The organism is Formosa algae, assembly GCF_001439665.1.
GTDB lineage: Bacteria > Bacteroidota > Bacteroidia > Flavobacteriales > Flavobacteriaceae > Formosa > Formosa algae.
This window is the reverse complement of sequence record NZ_LMAK01000024.1, coordinates 1-17,873: the sequence shown is the minus strand read 5'-3', so window position 1 is coordinate 17,873 and position 17,873 is coordinate 1. Positions and strand designations below refer to the sequence as shown.

The window sequence follows — 17,873 nt, the reverse complement described above, 5'->3', positions numbered from 1 at the left end:
TTTTAATTTTATTCAACAAAAACGTCAAAGCGGAGCTTTGGCGCGCTAGAAGCACCGACCTTTCGTTTATCTCGTCAACCCGCATTGCGTATAGGTTTTGTTGGCATTAGTTTTTATTTTTTCTTCCATTTAAGCACTTCCATTCACTCCTAATTCAAAGAGCTTTTCGGTGTTCAAGTTGATTTTAATTTCCCAATGGTAGCTACAACCGTCCAATACCATTTCCTTTTCTTTTTTCCAATTTTCGCTTTCGTCTTTGTAGTATCCCCGAAGTCCATCAAAAATGGAATACCTGTCCCAATTGAAAGTGGCATATATAATTTTGTGACCGTTACTGTCAAAGTAACCGAAGTATTGTCGTCTATACGATTTTAGTTTCCTGTGGATTACTGGACATTTGTCAAATTGGTTCATTCTCGATTCATTTGCTTTCGCTAAATTTTCCTTGAGTATTCTTTCAGCTGTTTGAATATCGTCAATTGTCGGAGTGAATCTTTCTTTTTCTTGAAGGCACAGAAAACAATCATCATTTTCTTTAAATATCACTCCCGTTACACGACCTTTTTCAATTATAGTCGAATACTCTGTCGGTTGTTCAACAATCTTATATGTCGAAGAACACGACACTAAAAGTAAGGAGGTCAATATGATTGTGAAGTGCTTCATTTTAAATTAATGCCAACAATTGTATAATGAACATTATGTTCATTATACCCAAATATAAGATATATGTAACATATGTTATATATATCTTTTATATAAACCAAATCACGATTAGAAATAGCTACTAATCTTCTTTTAAGACCTTGTAAATCACCTAAAATATTACTTTATAAAAACAGAAACCGTCTCTAAAGACGGTTATTTATTATAGTTAAACTATTTAGTATTGGCTTGTGCAACGATTACCAGAGTTAGGCAAAGTACTTATTTCAAATTCATCTAAATCTATTCTGCCAACTTCCTCAACACTATATTCAGCTTTGGCCTATCGGCGAGCCGAATACTTAGTTATAGCAAAATCAAAATTATTATATCATTTTTACTTGTTTTTTACCACAGTACTTTGTTGTACATCGTTTTTAATATTACCAGATTACTTTATTTTGAGTTTTACTCAAGTAAATAAAAACAATCAAGTAAAATATGAAGAAAAACCAATCATTCGCTCCATAGATAGTGTAGAAAATTCCAGCCATCATATCCTGTTCATATACATCTGAAAGGTTATTATTCATTAGCCATTTAGTCCAAACAAATCCGTAAATAAATTTTTCAATAACGAATGCTCCAATCACCCATTTAAGATGGTTCCATTTAGGTGCCATAGCTAAAAATGAAAGTCCCCAAACAACTATCATAAGTAATCCAAAATTGGACATTACTACGGGGTCAGCTTCATTAATTACATTATTCGAAAAAAATCTAGATAAAACTAGTACTCCACCGATATTCATCATTCCAGATAAGTACATTAGTTTTTTTACAATTGATTTGTTTAGATTCATTTTATGTTCGTTCTGTTAAATTATGTACAACGGTTTTGTGTATGATTTCGTTGCATTTTTCAGCAACTATCAGCAAATACAAACCGAATATAAAATCCGCGAGGATTTTCGTAAGTAAGCGAGTACTAGCAATGAATTATACACTATGTTGTGAAGTGTTTTTTTGTCTGAAGTGTAATCAGTTTTTATGTTTTCATTTTCTCTTCGGTGGTGTCCATCTATCGATACTTTCTTTTTTCAATCCGTCAGGATAAGTAATCAGTTCGATTAAGCTACCCCAAGGTGCTTTCCCATAAACACCTGCATTGTTGGCTCCGTCCTCAATTCCTCCTAAAGGGTGAATTTCGGAAAGTAATTTTCCGCCAGCTTCTTCAAAGCGTTCCGCTGCTTGCTCTATATCATCTACATATAGAGCAAAATGGGTATATCCAAAATCATTTAAAGAAATGGCTTCTGTTTGTTTTACGTTTACAAATTCAAAGAGTTCAATAGTTGCGCTTTCTCCAATTTCCATTAATTTCATATGGACTATTTTACTTCCTTTTGGAATTCCCAACTGTTGTTCAGTTTCTTCGCCTTCCATTGGTTCATCTTCTTTTTCGATTAAATCATAAAGAGTATTTGCCTGAAACGCCTTTTCAAGAAATTGGGCAGCATCATTTACATTTGGAACAGTTATACCAATATGGTCTATTCCTCTAACGATATTTGGTTTTGTCATTATATTTCTTTTTTTAATATTTTGCTAATTAATCACTTATGATTTCTACTTGATTGCCTATTGTAACCAAGGTGTTTTCGTGGTCTAAAAACTTTTTTTCGTCAGGAAAAACTTTATCTTTATAGAGTTGGGAATTTAATGTATTCTCAAGTCCTTCCAAATTGTCAAACCATAGTTCGGCTGTTCCGTCAAAATTGTCAACATCAACCACATCGGTTTTTTGTTTTATTGGATGGGTTTGAATGTATCGCAGACAATGTTTCTTAGCCTCCGGTATTTGCTTAAACAATTGACCGTGTTTCTCAATGTGATGTTTGACAAATTCCTCATGTGTCAGTTTTGGGTTACGTTAAACATCATTGTCATTTTAATCATATCTATATAATTTAAGTTCTCGTATTGTTTTGTCGGTTTACTGAAATGCTACACAACAATTATGTGTTAGGAACGTTGCGTGTTTGAGCGCGAGGATTTTCCGAAGGAAAATCAGATGCTAGCAAACAAAGCAACGACCAAACGGCTTAACTAAAATAAGCAATGTTTTTTACACGGTGTTGTGCAACATATTTTGTTTTTTATTCTGTCAATCCTTTTTATGTTCCTGTTCGGTATGATTTTGATTTCCATTAATCATTTTATCTTCGTCATACATTGCATTTGACATTCCAAGCATAACGGCAGTAATTATTAATATAATTTTTCTTTTTATCCAATTAAGGATTTGTTTGGATTTCTCCAAATGTGTTTTATTCTTTTGTTTATACATTTTAGTAATGATAAATGATTAGACATTTGTTTTATCATTTTATGCAGTAATGCATATTCGCATAGAAAGTAAAGTCTGTTCTAGGCTATGTATAAACTTGTATATTGATTGCTGGATACGAATTTTTTATTTAAGAAAACGTGTCGAGCTATTATTGAACTTATTGTTTGATACCGTTCAATTTGTAAATTGAAGATTCTTGTAATTTTAGCACTATAAAAATCTCGTAAGTTGAGATATGTAATCTGCGCAACAAATATTTTTTCTGATTGAAGTTGTCTACCGTAAACGTATAATTCCGAATATTTATGACTAAATTCTTTTCGGGTATTGATGTTTGAGACTTGATGATAGTTCGAAGAATTGATTTGAGAATATAGAAAACATTCGTTAACCGTCAGACCGAAAATCAGAAGGAAGGAAATCAGATATTTTATATACTTTTTCAATTTATTATTTCAAATTATCAATCTTTGGCATATGTTGCACAACGGTTAGTGTAAGGAACGTAGGGCAAGGGATAAGCACTGTTTTTCGAATTCTCACTAAGCCAAATTTACATATTTTGCTTTTATTTTTCTCTAAATGCCAAATTGAAAATTTGGCGACATCATAAAGAAACCTAAGCTTTTAAATTAAGCCTAAACCGCCCTATGTTTTTTACACGTTGTTGTCAACTGTTTATTCATTTATTTTAATCGGTTCTAATTTTGAAAAACTAAATTCCCTAATATGCATAGTTAGGTCACTTATTGTGTCCTTTCTACCATTATTAGCAGGTAGTGATTTTATAATCCCTTTTCCAGACAAATAATACTGTCCTTTCATATCCTTGGTTCTAAAGAATATTGGGCTTATTAAAGTGTCTTTAAAATTCTTTCTCTCGGCAAAAAATGAATCACACTCCTTTATGTTTATTTTAGAAGGGTCTTTTATGTCTTTAGTTAATTGAGCGTATATAGTCATCAAGCTATAGTCTCCTTTATCAGGGATTAAACTATCAGGTAAATCGTAATAATATTCAAATTTGCCAAACATTGAATTTTTTAAAATACTATCTGGGAAAATTAATTTTGAATGTACAGAAGATTTTTTGGTTATGTCAGATTTGTATTCAAGTTCATTTTTTTGTCTACACGATAAAACTAAAGTTATTAATGTAAAACAAAGTATGTATGTTTCAATCTTATTACTTTTTTTATTTTTTTTCAATACCAAGTCTTTAATAGTTGACAACAATTGTATAATCAACATTATGTTCATTATACACTCAAATATAAGGTATATGCAACATATGTTATATATATCTTTCATATAAACCAAATCACGATTAGTAATAGCTATTAATACGCTTTTAAGACCTTGTAAATCACCTAAAATATTAACTGTATAAAAACAGAAACCGTCTCTAAAGACCATTTTTATTATCGTTGGACTATTTAGTATTGGTTTGTGTAACGGTTACTGTTGTTATAGACAGTTATTTTTCTAATGCTTTCATTTTGTAATAAGCACAGTTTTCATTTTTGGCTACTTCTTTGGTTAGGTATATTCCATATTCCTCTAATTTATCTGAATGTTGCTTAACTGTCTTAGTGAAATTGTCAAAAAATGAATCTTTATGAAATTTATTTAAAGTTTCAATTAAGCCAAATGAATTCAACATCATTGTATCCCTATATTCTTCTGATATTTCTGATTTTCTAATGTGAGAAATGTAGTTCACAATATTTTCTTGAATAATTATAAATCTAACTGCTACATGTGGATGAGATTTCTCCTTGAAATAAACTTCTTTTACTGCGTTCAAATTGAAGAGTTTAAAGATTCCGATTGCAGATGATGCTAAAGAAATTAAATCACAAAGAAATTCGTCAGTTCTATGTTTATCATCGAATTTAAGCCAAACTTGATGAATATCTTGGGTAAGTTTCATGGATGCAAATATATCCGAGTCGACTTCGTAAATGTGATTTTCAATGTTGAAGTCTTCTGCTTCGTTAATTGATTCATGTATGTGTTTTTCTGATTTGCCATTATTCTGTATCAGATGACCTATTTCGTGATTCATTAAGAAAATTATTGCCGAATAGTACATGAATTCCATTACTGAACTTTCTTTTTCAATTAAAATTTGATTAATTGTTTGTATGGATTCACCAAAGATTTCATTGGTGAGTTCTTCGCTATCCAAAAAGATGCTTTTTAGTTTATGAATTGTACCAATATTAATGCTTGTTAAAGTGTTATTTTCTTTTATGTAAGCTGAAGCATTTATGGTTGTATTGTTTTTGAAGAAGAAGAAATTCGGTTCAATATTATATAAATCTGAATTGTTTTCTATTAGTTTTTTGTAGTACAAATATATTTTGTTGCATAGCGTTTCAAAAGGTGTTTCAAAGTAATCAAAGATGTCGCTCTTATCAATTAGTTTTTCTTCAACAATTCCTGAAATTTCTTCTTTGTAACTCATTTTATATATTTGTATACTTTTACTGTGCTGATTTTACCAGTTCCATTTTTTCGTTGTCTGATATAATAATACTATCTCCTCCTATAAGAGATTTTCCCCCTTCAATAATTCCATTTTCATATTCGAGTGTAATAGGATCAATAAAAGTATAAGAAATGACATCATAATTTTCATCAAATAAACCATCTTTACTAATAGGATAACTGTTAAATAGTTGCTTATTATAACTAGGTTTCATTGCCTTAATAAGAGCTTTTTCAGCATCTAAGAATATTTTGTCTTGTGGAGGTCGGTTTTCTCCCATTAAAGCTGCTACTATATCTTCATTTCTTGATTCTATGCCAAAACTTTGTATTTCTAAGTTATCTTGAAACTCAAAACAAAGTATCGCAATCTCATGTGTTGGAAGTTCACCAAATGAAAATGGGTATTCAAGAGATAGAATATCTTGTAAAGTATTATGTCCTGTTAATCTATTTAAAATCCCCTGTTTGGTAGCCTTGCCTACATAATGGACTTTGTATTTTAAAAATTCCCTAATATCTCCATCTATTTCACATTTCAGATTTCCTCTCCAACAGTTTTGAAGGAGTTTTTCAGGAGAGAACCAAATTAAAAACCTACTTTCCTTATTTTTGTATTCAACTAAAGAAAACCCATATACATTACCAATTGGTTGTTTATTAGGATTAGCAGGTTTCTTAATATAGTTTATAGCTAGATGAATTTCGTGCTCACCAGAAACATTAAATACATCTTGTAAATAGGGTAATTTACATTTTAAAATATTCGGTTTATTTCTTTGATGGATTTCAAATTTTAGTAAATTTTCTTCTTGATTTGATACAATATTTTCAAATGTAATTATTGGTCTTTGTGTAATTACATATAGACTTGCTTTTTCAAGTGCTCTTTCAATTAATGGATCATTCTTAACAATTGTAAATTCATAATTGGTTAATGGGCTATATGCTAATTTAAGTTGATTTAAAATTGATTTTCTATCCATAGAGTAATGTCTTGTCCTGAAATATGGCTACAGTTTTAAATTGTTTTTAGGCAGATAATTGTTATCCCATATTTGGTGTTCTATAGTCTAAAGATAAATAAAATGTATGTCTTTGTATAAATTAATTGCATTTTTTACAGTCTGTAATCCCCTATTAAAACACCCATTTGCCATAGCAAAATCTGGGTCAATATATGATGATTCTCATAGAAATACTTTAGTAAAAAATTAATGCGTTTTTACTTGTTTTTTACCACAGTACTTTGATGTGAGAGACGCAGTATCGGCTTTTAAGTCGTCAACCGTCTACTCGATAGCGGTTCGGGCTTTATTTTCCAATGTCACATATTCAGTTTAATGGCTTTAATTGTGCCATACTTTCTTTCATTGAACAAAGCAAATGCTCAGTTTCGGCTGCCTTTAACTGTTGCAATGGTTTTGGCATATCTTTAATTTCAATATATTTCTTTTTTGCACTTCCTTGTTCTACATAACCTTTTTCTTCTAACACCTCCATTCCTTTCCTAGCACCAGCATGTAAATAAACTTTGTCAGGTTCAATGTTTAAATGAGAAGCAATTCTCATAGAAGTATCATAAATTGATAACTCACCAAAGCCTTTAACTTTACAATCTGTTACTATTTGAAAAATTTCGTCAAAAGTTCTTGCTTTTAGAATATCATTCATTCTCTTTATAAGATTGTCACGAACTTGTTTAGAAATCTCAAAAGGAATGCCCCTTTGATTACCTTCATTATCTAAAAATACTTCTTGATGATTATGCCTAATAAAATATTTTATTCCGTTGTTTGTTAGTTTGAAAATCCCATCTGCAGCGTGAACAATTAATTCAGTCAAGTTAGGTAAGTCTTTATAAAAACTTAAATACTTGTCCAAGTAGTCTGAATGAGTTTCAAAAAAAAAATGGGTGTTAATGTCATTTCCTTCTTTGTCTCTATACTTCCAAAATTTGTAGTTCTCTGTTTTATATTGTTTTATTAGATCTTCAAGAGTCATAATTCTATTGTTTTATTTTTCATTTGGTGGCTCGTTTTAGCCTGACCGTTAACGTGTTTTCATAAAAAGAGTTGCGGTTTTGCATGCGAGGTTTTTTCGAAGGAAAATCAGCAGCTAGTAAAAAAGCAACTACTTTTTAATTTAACTAAAATAAGCAATTTTTTTTATGCGGTGTTAGCTATAGTACTTTATACATTTGTGCAAAGCGTAATAATAATTTTTTAGTGCTTCCATTTTCAAATTCGAAAGTTCCTTTAAAAGAATTTAAATCTGTTGATTTTCCCTCAATTTTAACAACCTTGCCAATTCCAAATCTATTGTGAGCAACTTTATCTCCTTTTTTTAAATCCTCAAATTCTTTTATTGAATATGATTCTCCGTAGTCATGTTTGTTCTTTTGTGTTTTATCGTCATCCATAATAACATATTGTTGGAGTGTATTTTTCTTTTTATTCTCAAGATTTTCCAATCTATTATTAATTGAATTGAGGTTATTTAGAATTAGTTCTGTTTCTATGGAAATTTTCGTGCTTTCTTTCAATTCGGCTGGTGTTATTCCCAATAACCTAACAAGTGAATTGATTTCAGTTTCTTGTTGTTTATATGTAGATTTTAAATTTTCTGCAACTAAATCAATAATTTCTTCCACACTATCAATCCTTAAACTTTCATCGTACTCTAAGTCTCGAAACCCCTGTATATCGAATATTCTCTTAGTTTTAGAATCTTTGATAAGTGTTACAGGTTTATCGAATGCCTGCCTGATGCCTAATTCATAAAGTACGTTTGGATTTTGTGAACTTAAATCACATAAAGCCATATCAGAATCAATTATTTTCTTAATAATATCTAATGCGATGTGGTTTGTAGATAAGACATCATCAGCTCTTACAGGCTTAAAGCCTGCTATATCACATGCTGGCTTAATTATGTGTTCATAAACTCTATGGAAATGACCTTTTTCATAATTTGAATTATCACTTATTGGCATTATTATAAAACAGGTTTTCATAGTTTTTAGGTATTATAACTAACAATTCTATAATGAACATTATGTCCATTATACACCCAAATATAACATATATGCAATATATATGCTATAAAATCCTTTACATAAACAACTGACTTCTAAACACATAATTTTTAGCTTCAATGGCATTTAAATACCCATTATAGCAGTTTGCTTCGGGTTTCCGTCCTAAAACGCTCCATTTTTAAAACATAGAGCAAAGCTGTACCTGAACAAAACCCGAACAAGACTCGAACAAAACCCCTTGTAAAACAGTATATTGTGTCATGAGTGGTCAGTAGTGGTCAGGCGGTTTCATCATGTTTCAGGATGTGTCATCATGTGTCAGGGTGTGTCACCTTGTGTTACAACCGTTCAGTTTGTGTTTCTTTGTGTCACCATGTGTCAACTGCTTTGTTTTCAGTGTTTTAAATTCTAGTTTAGACATCTATTAATCAATAAAACATATAATTATGGCAACATTTGAAAAAGGAATCCTAGGCGGATTTTCAGGAAAAGTAGGAAATGTAGTTGGCGCAAGATGGCGCGGTAAAGACATTATGCGTAGTTTACCACAACGTGGTAAGTATACTCCTAGCGCAAAACAGGAAGAGCAACGCGCAAAATTTAAAATAGTCATTCAGTTTTTAACTCCTTTGCAAGAGGTTTTAAATCTATACTTTGGAAATAAACAGGACGACAAATCGCGTTTTAATTTAGCAACCTCTTACCATCTTAAAGAAGCTGTGGTAAGTACTGCTCTGGGTTACGAAATAGATTATGCCAAAGTGCTTATTAGTAAAGGCGATTTACGGGGCTTAAATAGCGGTACTTTAGCCGCTGGCGCCGGACAAATTTTAACCCTAAATTGGGCAGATAATAGCGGACAAGGTAATGCCTCGCCCTTCGACGAATTAATGGTGGTGGCTTATGCCCCAGATTTAAATTTGTTTTATAGCGATCTGGCTGTAGATACCCGCGATGCTACAACGGCAACAGTAAATTTACCGGCGTATATGAGTACGTTTGAAGTTGAAGTGTGGGCATCGTTTAATAAACCCGAAACTACATTAGCAGCAATAAGTACGTATTTGGGTCGTGTTACGGTTAGTTAAGTGCGAACCTACACGGTAAAAAGCGTATTGGCAAGGCATACCAAGGTTTGCTAAGCGAATGCGCTTTTTGTATGCTGTACTCTTTGGTTATAGCAAGATAACCTTTACTGTACTTTAGCGATACGGCCGTCTTCCTGCTCTTTTACATTACGTATAGAACGATGTAATAAAAGCTTATTAAGTAAATGTTTTGGAAACATTGGACTGTGACCCAATTTAAAATTTGGAATGTGGTGTTTTCTGCGTAGTCTGTAAATCGTACTGCGGCTCACATTTAAATGTTGCATGGCTTCTTGGGTGGTAAGCCATATTTCGTTTTCGAGTAACTTAGAATCAAATTCTATATGTGGGGCTTGTGGCTGTGGGATATTGGTCTTGTTCTTTCTCATCGTTTGGGTGGTTTAATAAGATTAAAGTGTTCTATATTAGTTTGTTAGTCTTTAATTTACTTATTTTTTACATGCAAAACTTAAAGAGGACTAAAAATACGTAGAAACACGTATTTGGTTCTTTTACAGAGAACAGGCCCACTTCGTATTTAGTTTATGCGCGTAAAATCACGCTATTTAAGTCCATAAAAAGGATTAGCGGGAGCCACTGGCTTTTCACATTGCGGTAAGCTATCTATATCATTTAGGTTTTTCTGAAATCCACGAAATAAGTCATGCAGATGCGCATTTGAATAAGGAACTACTATTTTACTTAATAAGACTAAATTCTCCCATTTTGTATATAAATTCCGCTCATTTCATCGAGATTTTCTTATTTCTTAATGCTGTCGAAAATGTTCAAGTCAATATATATTCATTGGTTTGGTCAAATTGCGTGGGACGGTAATGTTTATGGTTAGTTGCGTGGTTAAGCACCTTATTTAGCAAATAAATCACAGATAGAATATTCTGCAGGAATGTTCGTAAGTCGGCACTAACCCAGCAATTAATTATACATGCTGTTGTGCTATCGTTATTTATCTATTCGTTCATTAATTAATTTCCTTATATTTTCCAATTCAATTATTCCGAATTGCAAATTTGGAAGATAAGAATTATATAATTTCTGGTAACTACTAATAACATAATGTCTATATTCTTGACTATTTACAAAATAATCTTGTAGCTCTTTACTGCTATTATCTTTTGTTATTCTTTTACTTATCCATTCGGGATACCAACTGTAATTATCTCTAAATGTAGTTGTAACTAACCAAGATTCATCAGAAATTTTTTTCTCTAAAAGGTTAAGAAATGTTCCAGTATCGTATATTTCAATTAAATGCAATGATAGACTATCTTTAGAAGCAACTGATTTTAAGCGTTCAATACCGCCTTTATTCATATTGGTTATTGGACCTCCGGCCATTATTCGAGATAATCCATCGTCTAATAAATCTATTGTTCTAGTATCTGAAAAGACAGCATCGTAAACGGGTTTTATAGAATCGTAATATTTGATAACGTTTGAAAACTCGTCAATGTCATTATCTAAGTCAATAACAATCTGCTTATAAATATCAGTAATTTCAGCTTGTAGTTTTCTATTTTCATTCCAATTGTTGATTTGTAATGCAATTAAAATTCCAATAACAACAAGCACAATTTCTCCGATTGCGTAAGTCAGATATTTTCCAAATTTATTTTCAGAAAGTAATTTTTGTCTAATTTTCCCAAAGAGTTTTATCATTGATTAGCGGTTGGTTATAATGAAGCACAACGTGTTACATCAAAACAAATATAAACGATAATCAGTTATTTTTTCGGAATATCCTCACTTTTCTATTGTCTATAGCCATATGTTACAAGCCTTTACTTAGGTATTAACATGTTTATTTTAGTTATACTAACAAAAATAGACCTACCCCAAATCCATAAATTCAACTTACCTAAATGTTCAAATCAAACCTTTTAATTGGTCTGAATCCCATTACCATAATAGATAAGTTCTGAGTTACTATCGTTTAGGTATAAAACTGGATAATCGGCATCGTGTGGTGTAACTTTCCACGCTTTTACTAAAGCAATGAATTCATAATCGATACCACCACCAAATTGCTCAAAATACCCAAATTGAATATCGACACAGCCCGCAATAATATCGTCTAGCTCTGAGCTACTCGCATCATCTTCAGCAACTTCATTTAAAAACACATTTGTAACATAATTTTCAGTTAACCGTTTTTCGGTATCCAGTTCAGTTTCTGTAATACGGTATCCGCTTAATTGATAAAATGAACCTTCAGCATCAAAATGATAAATGAGATCATGATTTAAAATTTGTAAGCCATTTAAAAACTGATTGCAATACACATGATCGTTAAGATACAGATCTGTACTGATGGCTGTGATTTGGAGGGCATCAGACGCGATATTGTTTGCTGCGAATAGTGATTCGGCTAAAACCTCTTCTTCTGCAGTCACAGTGTCGTCTGCAGGGGAATTAACAATCTCGTAGGTACAGACCTCGTAATTAGTTAAATCATCATCAGAATTGCAACTCGCTACACTTAATATAAGACCACAAATAAAAATAGGAAATCGAAATAGTTTGGTTGTCATAATATATTGAAGGTTTTATTATAAGATGCAGATTTAAAAAAAGGTTGCGTGCCAACTAAAATAAAAAAGACGATCAGGTTTGATCTCAAATCATGGACCAATAAAAAAATCAGAGTCTTAGAGGCGTTTATACCCTTAAAAACCCTGATTATGATATCGTATTCCGAAATGTACTGATGCTATATAACCTGCACGAGCAATGTTTAAGCTTCCTTACGCAGCACTTCTAAAGGCGAACTTTTAAGCACCGAACGTATATTGCTTAACCCAATTACTAAAACCAAAGTTGTAATACCTGGTAAGAGCACTAAAAATGGAATAACAGACGGTACAAACGGTTCCTTAAAGACCAAAAGTGCTAAAGCCAAACTACTAACTAACGCTAATAATATACCAACTACACTCCCTAAGAGTCCTAAAAACAGATACTCGAAAGCCGAAATTTGTAAAATATGTTTGTTTTTGGCACCTAAAGTCCGTAACAACACATTCTCTTTAACACGCTGATATTTACTGGTTCTAATTGAACCAATTAACACTATAATTCCGGTAAACATACTGAAGAAAGCCATAAAGTTTATTACCCACGAAACTTTATCTAATATACTTTCTACAAGGGTAAAAACTTGCCTTAAATCGATGATGGATACATTGGGAAAATTACTTACCAAATCCTGTTGTAATCGTGCCGAAGTGGCCTCGTCTGCGACCAAAGTGGTCAGGACGTTAAACTGTGGGGCATCTTCTAACACGCCAGCGGGAAAGACTACGGTAAAATTAAGTTGCACTTGCGACCAATCTACCTGACGAATACTCCCCACCGTAGTTTCCATAAGTACACCTTGCACATTAAAGACTACAGGATCGCCAACATCTAGATTAGCATCTTCAGCTAAATTATCGGAAATAGAAATCACTAACGGCTCTCCAGGTGTTAATCTTGGTGTCCACTCCCCTGCAATAATAACTTCAGAATCTATTAAGGTATCGCGATATGTGGTTCTAAATTCATGGTTTAACACCCAACCGCGGACTTGTCGTGTAGTATCCTGACGGATGGTATTCACCAAGTCGCCATTAATGCGCTGCATACGCATGGTAACTAACGGAATATCGCTAAGCACTGGCAATTGGTGTGCTTTAATCGCATCTGAAATGGCGGCACGCTGATCGGGTTGCACATCGAGTATGATGATATTGGCGTTTTCCGACTGTGCACCGACTTCGGTTTTTGCCAATAAAATATCTTTGGTAAAATACAGTGTACTAATTAAAAACGTCCCCAAACCAATGGCAACCACTAACACCACGGTTTGATTATTTGGTCGGAATAAATTTAAAATACTTTGTCGTGCAGTAAAACTCCAATGCTTCGGAAAATACCGTTTAATTAAACTAATACATGCCATGGCAACTCCAGCCAATACTGCAAAAGTTAATAAAGTTGCCCCTACAAATCCTAGTGCAAATACCGCATCTCTAATTAACCAATACGAGAATAGAAATAAAAACACAACAATGGCTCCGAATACAGAAAACCGGACCAAACGTGGCTCTTGTGCCCCATCTTCGCTAACGCGTAAGACATCTAAAGGCGATACAAACCAAGTACGTAATAAAGGTAAAAGCGCAAAGAGCACCGACATAAACAGGCCAAGTAAAATCCCGATAAGAATGGGAATAGCGGAAATAGAAATCTGTAATGTAAACGGTAAAAAGTCTTGTAATAAATACGGAAATACCAACTGTAAGCCCACACCAATTCCAGCACCTATAGCGCCACCCAAAATACCAATACCAGCAATTTGAATAAGGAATATCAAGAAACTTTGCAATCTTGATGCGCCCATACATTTTAACACGGCTATGGCTTTTAGCTTCTCTTTAATGTAAATATGTACCGAACTGGCAATACCTATACAGCCCAATAATAAAGCAATAAAGGCTGCTAAATTCAAGAAGTTTCCCACATTTTGGTAACGTCTACCTAAACGTCTAGACGTTCCGGTATGGGTATCTAAATCGGCATTTTCTAAATCTAGCATCGGTTCTACTACATCCTCTAAACGCTTTAGGTTAACCGTATCGGACACCTTGTAGAAGTACTGATATTCTCGGCGACTCCCAAATTGTATCAGTTTCGTGGCTGCTACAAATTCACGCGGAATAATTACTGGAGGTGCTACCGAACTAGAAATAGCCGAATTCCCAGGCATGGATGTTAAGGCCCCAGCGATTGGTAATGTCAGTTCGCCAATTTTTATAGAATCGCCTGGTTTAACGTTAAATTGCATCATTAACGTGGCATCGACCAATGCGCCACCAGATGTTTGGTAAGTGGTTGCCGCAGTTGCAGGTTCAGCTTCTATATCGCCATAAAACGGAAATCCGCCAGTGATTCCTTGTATTTTTACCAATTTGGTACCGCCTTGTTTTGGGAAGGCCACCATAGAGACAAAATTAACTTCGGAAGCGTCTGGTTTTAACGAATCGATAATCGCTTGTGCCCGTACTGTAGGTTCCTGTTTGGAGTCGATTATAAAATCGGCTCCCATTAACGTCTTAGACTGGCTCTGTAAATTACCTTGTAAATTAGCACTGAATAATTGTATAGACACCACCGCAGCGATACCTAAAATTATAGAGGCCATAAATAATAGTAAACGGACTTTACTTGCTTTGGCATCTCGCCAAGCCATTTTAAAAAGCCATGCTAATTGTATGTTTTTTTTGGGTATATGTTGTATCAAAGTGCTGCAGTCGGTTGGTTCGTTATTATTTTTCCGCCTTTAAGTTTTAAGATGTGTTGCGTACGGTTGGCTAAATCTAAATCGTGAGTAATAATTACCAAAGTGGTCCCATGGGCTTTGTTCAACTCAAATAATAACTGAATGACTTTTTCGCCCGTTTCTTCATCTAAATTCCCCGTAGGTTCATCGGCAAACAAAATGGCTGGTTTATTGGCAAACGCGCGTGCTAAAGCCACACGTTGTTGCTCTCCACCTGACAACTGAGATGGATAATGATGTACACGTCCCCCCAAGCCCACTTGCTCTAACAAGTCTAAACTCACCTGAGTGGCATTTTTATCGCCTTGCAATTCTAAGGGTACACTCACATTTTCTAAAGCCGTTAAAGTAGGTAACAATTGGAAATTCTGAAAAATAAAGCCCACATGTTTGTTACGTAATTGCGCCCGTTGGTCTTCGTTTAAAGCACTTAAATTTTCTCCGCACAATTCCACCGTTCCCGCATTGGCCTGATCTAAGCCTGCACATAACCCCAATAAGGTGGTTTTACCACTTCCTGAAGGTCCGACAATGGAAAATATTTGGCCTTGTTCAACATCAAAGGAGATGTCGTGTAATACCGTTAATTGTTTGTTACCGCTAGTATAAGTCTTTTCTAACCCAGTTATCTTTAATATCTTTGACATTTAATCTTTAATTTAAATCACTTTTTATGTGCGAGGCTCAAAATAAACAATTGCAATCACTTCACCCATGGTTAAAAGTCTCAAAACTCTTAAAGTTTTGTTATTTTATTGTAGCCTTACTCCTGATTTCTTGCGGAAACGAGGCCTCTAAACAGCAAACCACTACAGACACTGTAAACGCACAAGCAGAAACTACCGAAACACCAGAAACAAAACGTAAAACCATTTTGTGTTTTGGAGATAGTATCACTGCAGGTTATGGTTTAGACGATACTAACGACGCCTATCCAGGTAAACTACAAGATACCATAAATGCACTTAATTTAGATTATACAGTGATAAACTCTGGGGTAAGCGGAGAAACAAGTGCTGGTGGAAAAAGCAGAATAGATTGGGTTATTAAGCAAAAACCTACCATCTTTTTATTAGAATTGGGCGCTAATGATGGTTTGCGAGGCGTACCCATTACAGAAACTCGTGCCAATTTACAAGCCATTATAGATGTGGTTAAAAGCAAAAGCCCAGACACACAAATTGTGTTAGCCGGTATGCAATTGCCACCAAATATGGGTGCGGATTATACTACGGACTTTAAACAGTTATTTATAGACTTAGCCGCAGAAAATAACATTGGGTTTATCCCATTTATTTTAGAACAAGTGGGCGGTATTCCAGAATTAAACCAGCGTGACGGTATTCATCCTAATGTTGATGGCCATAAACTAGTAGCCCATACGGTGTGGGATGTTTTAGGCCCAATGGTAAAGTCGTAATACACCTTTCTAGCTCATACTTACACTATAATTACGTTTCCTTTTATCTATAACCTAAGAGCTCACATTTACGGATGCGCTATTACTTATACTTGAATAAAATCGATTAATTACGGTTTTCCTGTAATGGTGTTAAGTTAATTTGTTTTACTTTTAAGATTATAACTAAAACAAGAATTCCTTACGGGATAAACTAACGTTTATTTAGTATAATAGGAGTTAGCAAACATTTGAAAAAGAAACTAATCACTAAATTCTATGAAATGAAAATAAAAGCACTTACAATATTTACCCTTGGATTATTTATTTTGACATCCTGTAATCAACTTAAATCCAATAGCAAATCTTTTGTATTAAAAGGGAAAATTGATGGCTCTAATACGGAGTATGTAATCTTAAGTTATATTGACAGTTCCAACGTTTACGTTTCGGATACATTGCCAGTAGAAAATCAATCTTTTTCAAAAGAAGGTTATCTAATGAATACTCAAATGGTTTCATTAACAAGTAACTTAACTGGTAGGTATATGGAAGACCCTAATCGTTTAATGTTTTTTTTAGAACCAAACAAAATTGATTTAACACTAAAGGAAGGGGAATTCCCAAATGCAAAAATAAGTGGTTCAAAAACCCAAATTGAAAATGAGAATTTAGATAAAACAACCAAACCTTTTTATGAAAAAATTGAAAATATAAGTGATGAAAGACAAAAATTAATTGATAAGAATAAAGACATTCCCAATGAAAATTCTGAAACAGAAATTAAAAGTTTGACTACAAAATGGCAAAAACTATTAGATGACATCAAAAATGTTAGAATTCAATATGCAGTTGATAATCCAAAATCATATGTTAGTGGATATGTAATAAATAATTATTATAGAACACTTCCCCCTGATTCATTATCAATGCTATATTCTCAACTAAATCCCATAATTAAGGAGTCGTCATATGGTTTAAAAATCCAAGAGCAAATTAAACTACACATTGTCAATTCTGGCGATGTCGCACCAAACTTTTCTCAAGAGGATATTGACGGGAATGTTTTAAGTCTCAAACAATTCAAAGGAAAAACTGTATTATTAGATTTTGGGGCAGCTTGGTGTGTGCCTTGTAAAAAGGAAATTCCCGAAATTAAGAGGATTTACGATAAATATCATTCAAATGGGCTGGAAATTATTGGTGTTTCATTTGACAAGGATGAAATAAGCTGGAAAGAAAACGTAAAAAATGAAAAATTAGATTGGTATCATATTTATGAAGGGATGGGCAATGTTGGAAAGGAAGGTTCTATTAATAAATCATATTATGTACAGCCCATTCCAGCATACATCTTAATTGATGAAAAAGGTATTATAGTTGACCGCTATCGTGGCGCTGATAAGGAAGATAAAAGCTTGAATGATTTAGAAAAAAAACTAAATACATTATTATCTTCGAACTAATTAACAAATTGAAAATAAAAACGTTTGCCAACACCGTGTATAATTAAT

Annotated in this window: 17 protein-coding genes; 3 read left to right on the top strand and 14 right to left on the bottom strand. The window is 33.3% G+C overall.

The features are described 5' to 3' along the window. Nucleotides 1-129: 129 nt before the first annotated feature. The 9 genes from AST99_RS18595 to AST99_RS08680 all read right to left on the bottom strand — a co-directional run bounded on the left by AST99_RS18595 (nt 130) and on the right by AST99_RS08680 (nt 8,507). The gene (locus AST99_RS18595) at nt 130-414 is read right to left on the bottom strand and encodes a hypothetical protein (protein WP_157486341.1); all 285 of its coding nucleotides are present in this window, start codon (nt 412-414) and stop codon (nt 130-132) included. Between the two features lie 674 nt (nt 415-1,088). Further along, nucleotides 1,089-1,508, bottom strand: coding sequence for a hypothetical protein (locus AST99_RS08720; RefSeq protein ID WP_057781458.1), 420 nt, complete (start codon nt 1,506-1,508; stop codon nt 1,089-1,091). Nucleotides 1,509-1,701: 193 nt separating this feature from the next. Continuing rightward, nucleotides 1,702-2,229, bottom strand: coding sequence for a VOC family protein (locus tag AST99_RS08715; protein ID WP_057781457.1), 528 nt, complete (start codon nt 2,227-2,229; stop codon nt 1,702-1,704). 28 nt (nt 2,230-2,257) lie between these two features. Then, on the bottom strand, nt 2,258-2,566 hold the full coding sequence (locus AST99_RS08710; protein ID WP_083495650.1) for an EthD domain-containing protein: 309 nt from the start codon (nt 2,564-2,566) through the stop codon (nt 2,258-2,260). Between the two features lie 1,110 nt (nt 2,567-3,676). Next, nucleotides 3,677-4,207, bottom strand: a complete 531-nt coding sequence (locus AST99_RS08700) for a hypothetical protein (RefSeq protein ID WP_157486340.1) — start codon at nt 4,205-4,207, stop codon at nt 3,677-3,679. A gap of 268 nt (nt 4,208-4,475) precedes the next feature. After that, a complete protein-coding gene (locus tag AST99_RS08695; RefSeq protein ID WP_057781454.1) occupies nt 4,476-5,468 on the bottom strand; it encodes a hypothetical protein in 993 nt (330 codons plus the stop codon). Between the two features lie 19 nt (nt 5,469-5,487). Next, nucleotides 5,488-6,477: a hypothetical protein gene (locus tag AST99_RS08690; RefSeq protein WP_057781453.1), complete on the bottom strand. Its 990-nt coding sequence runs from the start codon at nt 6,475-6,477 to the stop codon at nt 5,488-5,490. A 349-nt stretch (nt 6,478-6,826) separates the two neighbouring features. Then, complete coding sequence (locus AST99_RS08685) at nt 6,827-7,495, bottom strand: hypothetical protein (protein ID WP_057781452.1); 669 nt, start codon at nt 7,493-7,495, stop codon at nt 6,827-6,829. Between the two features lie 178 nt (nt 7,496-7,673). Next, complete coding sequence (locus tag AST99_RS08680; protein WP_157486339.1) at nt 7,674-8,507, bottom strand: hypothetical protein; 834 nt, start codon at nt 8,505-8,507, stop codon at nt 7,674-7,676. A 470-nt stretch (nt 8,508-8,977) separates the two neighbouring features. Here AST99_RS08680 and AST99_RS08675 point away from each other — a divergent pair, with 470 nt between their 5' ends. Beyond that, a complete protein-coding gene (locus AST99_RS08675; protein ID WP_057781450.1) occupies nt 8,978-9,619 on the top strand; it encodes a DUF6266 family protein in 642 nt (213 codons plus the stop codon). A gap of 104 nt (nt 9,620-9,723) precedes the next feature. Here AST99_RS08675 and AST99_RS08670 read toward each other — a convergent pair whose 3' ends face one another. The 5 genes from AST99_RS08670 to AST99_RS08650 all read right to left on the bottom strand — a co-directional run bounded on the left by AST99_RS08670 (nt 9,724) and on the right by AST99_RS08650 (nt 15,607). After that, nucleotides 9,724-10,008, bottom strand: coding sequence for a helix-turn-helix domain-containing protein (locus AST99_RS08670; protein WP_057781449.1), 285 nt, complete (start codon nt 10,006-10,008; stop codon nt 9,724-9,726). 574 nt (nt 10,009-10,582) lie between these two features. After that, the gene (locus tag AST99_RS08665) at nt 10,583-11,299 is read right to left on the bottom strand and encodes a DUF6090 family protein (RefSeq protein WP_057781448.1); all 717 of its coding nucleotides are present in this window, start codon (nt 11,297-11,299) and stop codon (nt 10,583-10,585) included. Nucleotides 11,300-11,520: 221 nt separating this feature from the next. Next, the gene (locus AST99_RS08660; RefSeq protein WP_057781447.1) at nt 11,521-12,171 is read right to left on the bottom strand and encodes a hypothetical protein; all 651 of its coding nucleotides are present in this window, start codon (nt 12,169-12,171) and stop codon (nt 11,521-11,523) included. Nucleotides 12,172-12,374: 203 nt separating this feature from the next. Further along, nucleotides 12,375-14,870 carry an ABC transporter permease gene (locus AST99_RS08655; protein ID WP_057781446.1) on the bottom strand — a complete coding sequence of 832 codons (2,496 nt, stop codon included), beginning with the start codon at nt 14,868-14,870 and terminating at the stop codon, nt 12,375-12,377. A 47-nt stretch (nt 14,871-14,917) separates the two neighbouring features. Then, nucleotides 14,918-15,607, bottom strand: coding sequence for an ABC transporter ATP-binding protein (locus AST99_RS08650; RefSeq protein ID WP_057781445.1), 690 nt, complete (start codon nt 15,605-15,607; stop codon nt 14,918-14,920). Between the two features lie 26 nt (nt 15,608-15,633). Between AST99_RS08650 and AST99_RS08645 the strand changes: the two genes are divergently transcribed. Beyond that, entirely contained in the window at nt 15,634-16,380 is a 747-nt protein-coding gene (locus AST99_RS08645) for an arylesterase (RefSeq protein ID WP_057781444.1), read from the top strand. A gap of 263 nt (nt 16,381-16,643) precedes the next feature. After that, complete coding sequence (locus AST99_RS08640) at nt 16,644-17,825, top strand: TlpA disulfide reductase family protein (RefSeq protein WP_057781443.1); 1,182 nt, start codon at nt 16,644-16,646, stop codon at nt 17,823-17,825. Nucleotides 17,826-17,873: the final 48 nt, after the last annotated feature.

Bases quoted from the DNA above. Each gene is read 5' to 3' on its own strand.
- AST99_RS18595 (WP_157486341.1), bottom strand. From the start codon at position 414: ATGAACCAATTTGACAAATGTCCAGTAATCCACAGGAAACTAAAATCG.
- AST99_RS08720 (WP_057781458.1), bottom strand. From the start codon at position 1,508: ATGAATCTAAACAAATCAATTGTAAAAAAACTAATGTACTTATCTGGA.
- AST99_RS08715 (WP_057781457.1), bottom strand. From the start codon at position 2,229: ATGACAAAACCAAATATCGTTAGAGGAATAGACCATATTGGTATAACT.
- AST99_RS08695 (WP_057781454.1), bottom strand. From the start codon at position 5,468: ATGAGTTACAAAGAAGAAATTTCAGGAATTGTTGAAGAAAAACTAATT.
- AST99_RS08690 (WP_057781453.1), bottom strand. From the start codon at position 6,477: ATGGATAGAAAATCAATTTTAAATCAACTTAAATTAGCATATAGCCCA.
- AST99_RS08685 (WP_057781452.1), bottom strand. From the start codon at position 7,495: ATGACTCTTGAAGATCTAATAAAACAATATAAAACAGAGAACTACAAA.
- AST99_RS08680 (WP_157486339.1), bottom strand. From the start codon at position 8,507: ATGAAAACCTGTTTTATAATAATGCCAATAAGTGATAATTCAAATTAT.
- AST99_RS08675 (WP_057781450.1), top strand. From the start codon at position 8,978: ATGGCAACATTTGAAAAAGGAATCCTAGGCGGATTTTCAGGAAAAGTA.
- AST99_RS08670 (WP_057781449.1), bottom strand. From the start codon at position 10,008: ATGAGAAAGAACAAGACCAATATCCCACAGCCACAAGCCCCACATATA.
- AST99_RS08665 (WP_057781448.1), bottom strand. From the start codon at position 11,299: ATGATAAAACTCTTTGGGAAAATTAGACAAAAATTACTTTCTGAAAAT.
- AST99_RS08660 (WP_057781447.1), bottom strand. From the start codon at position 12,171: ATGACAACCAAACTATTTCGATTTCCTATTTTTATTTGTGGTCTTATA.
- AST99_RS08655 (WP_057781446.1), bottom strand. From the start codon at position 14,870: ATGGCTTGGCGAGATGCCAAAGCAAGTAAAGTCCGTTTACTATTATTT.
- AST99_RS08650 (WP_057781445.1), bottom strand. From the start codon at position 15,607: ATGTCAAAGATATTAAAGATAACTGGGTTAGAAAAGACTTATACTAGC.
- AST99_RS08645 (WP_057781444.1), top strand. From the start codon at position 15,634: ATGTGCGAGGCTCAAAATAAACAATTGCAATCACTTCACCCATGGTTA.
- AST99_RS08640 (WP_057781443.1), top strand. From the start codon at position 16,644: ATGAAAATAAAAGCACTTACAATATTTACCCTTGGATTATTTATTTTG.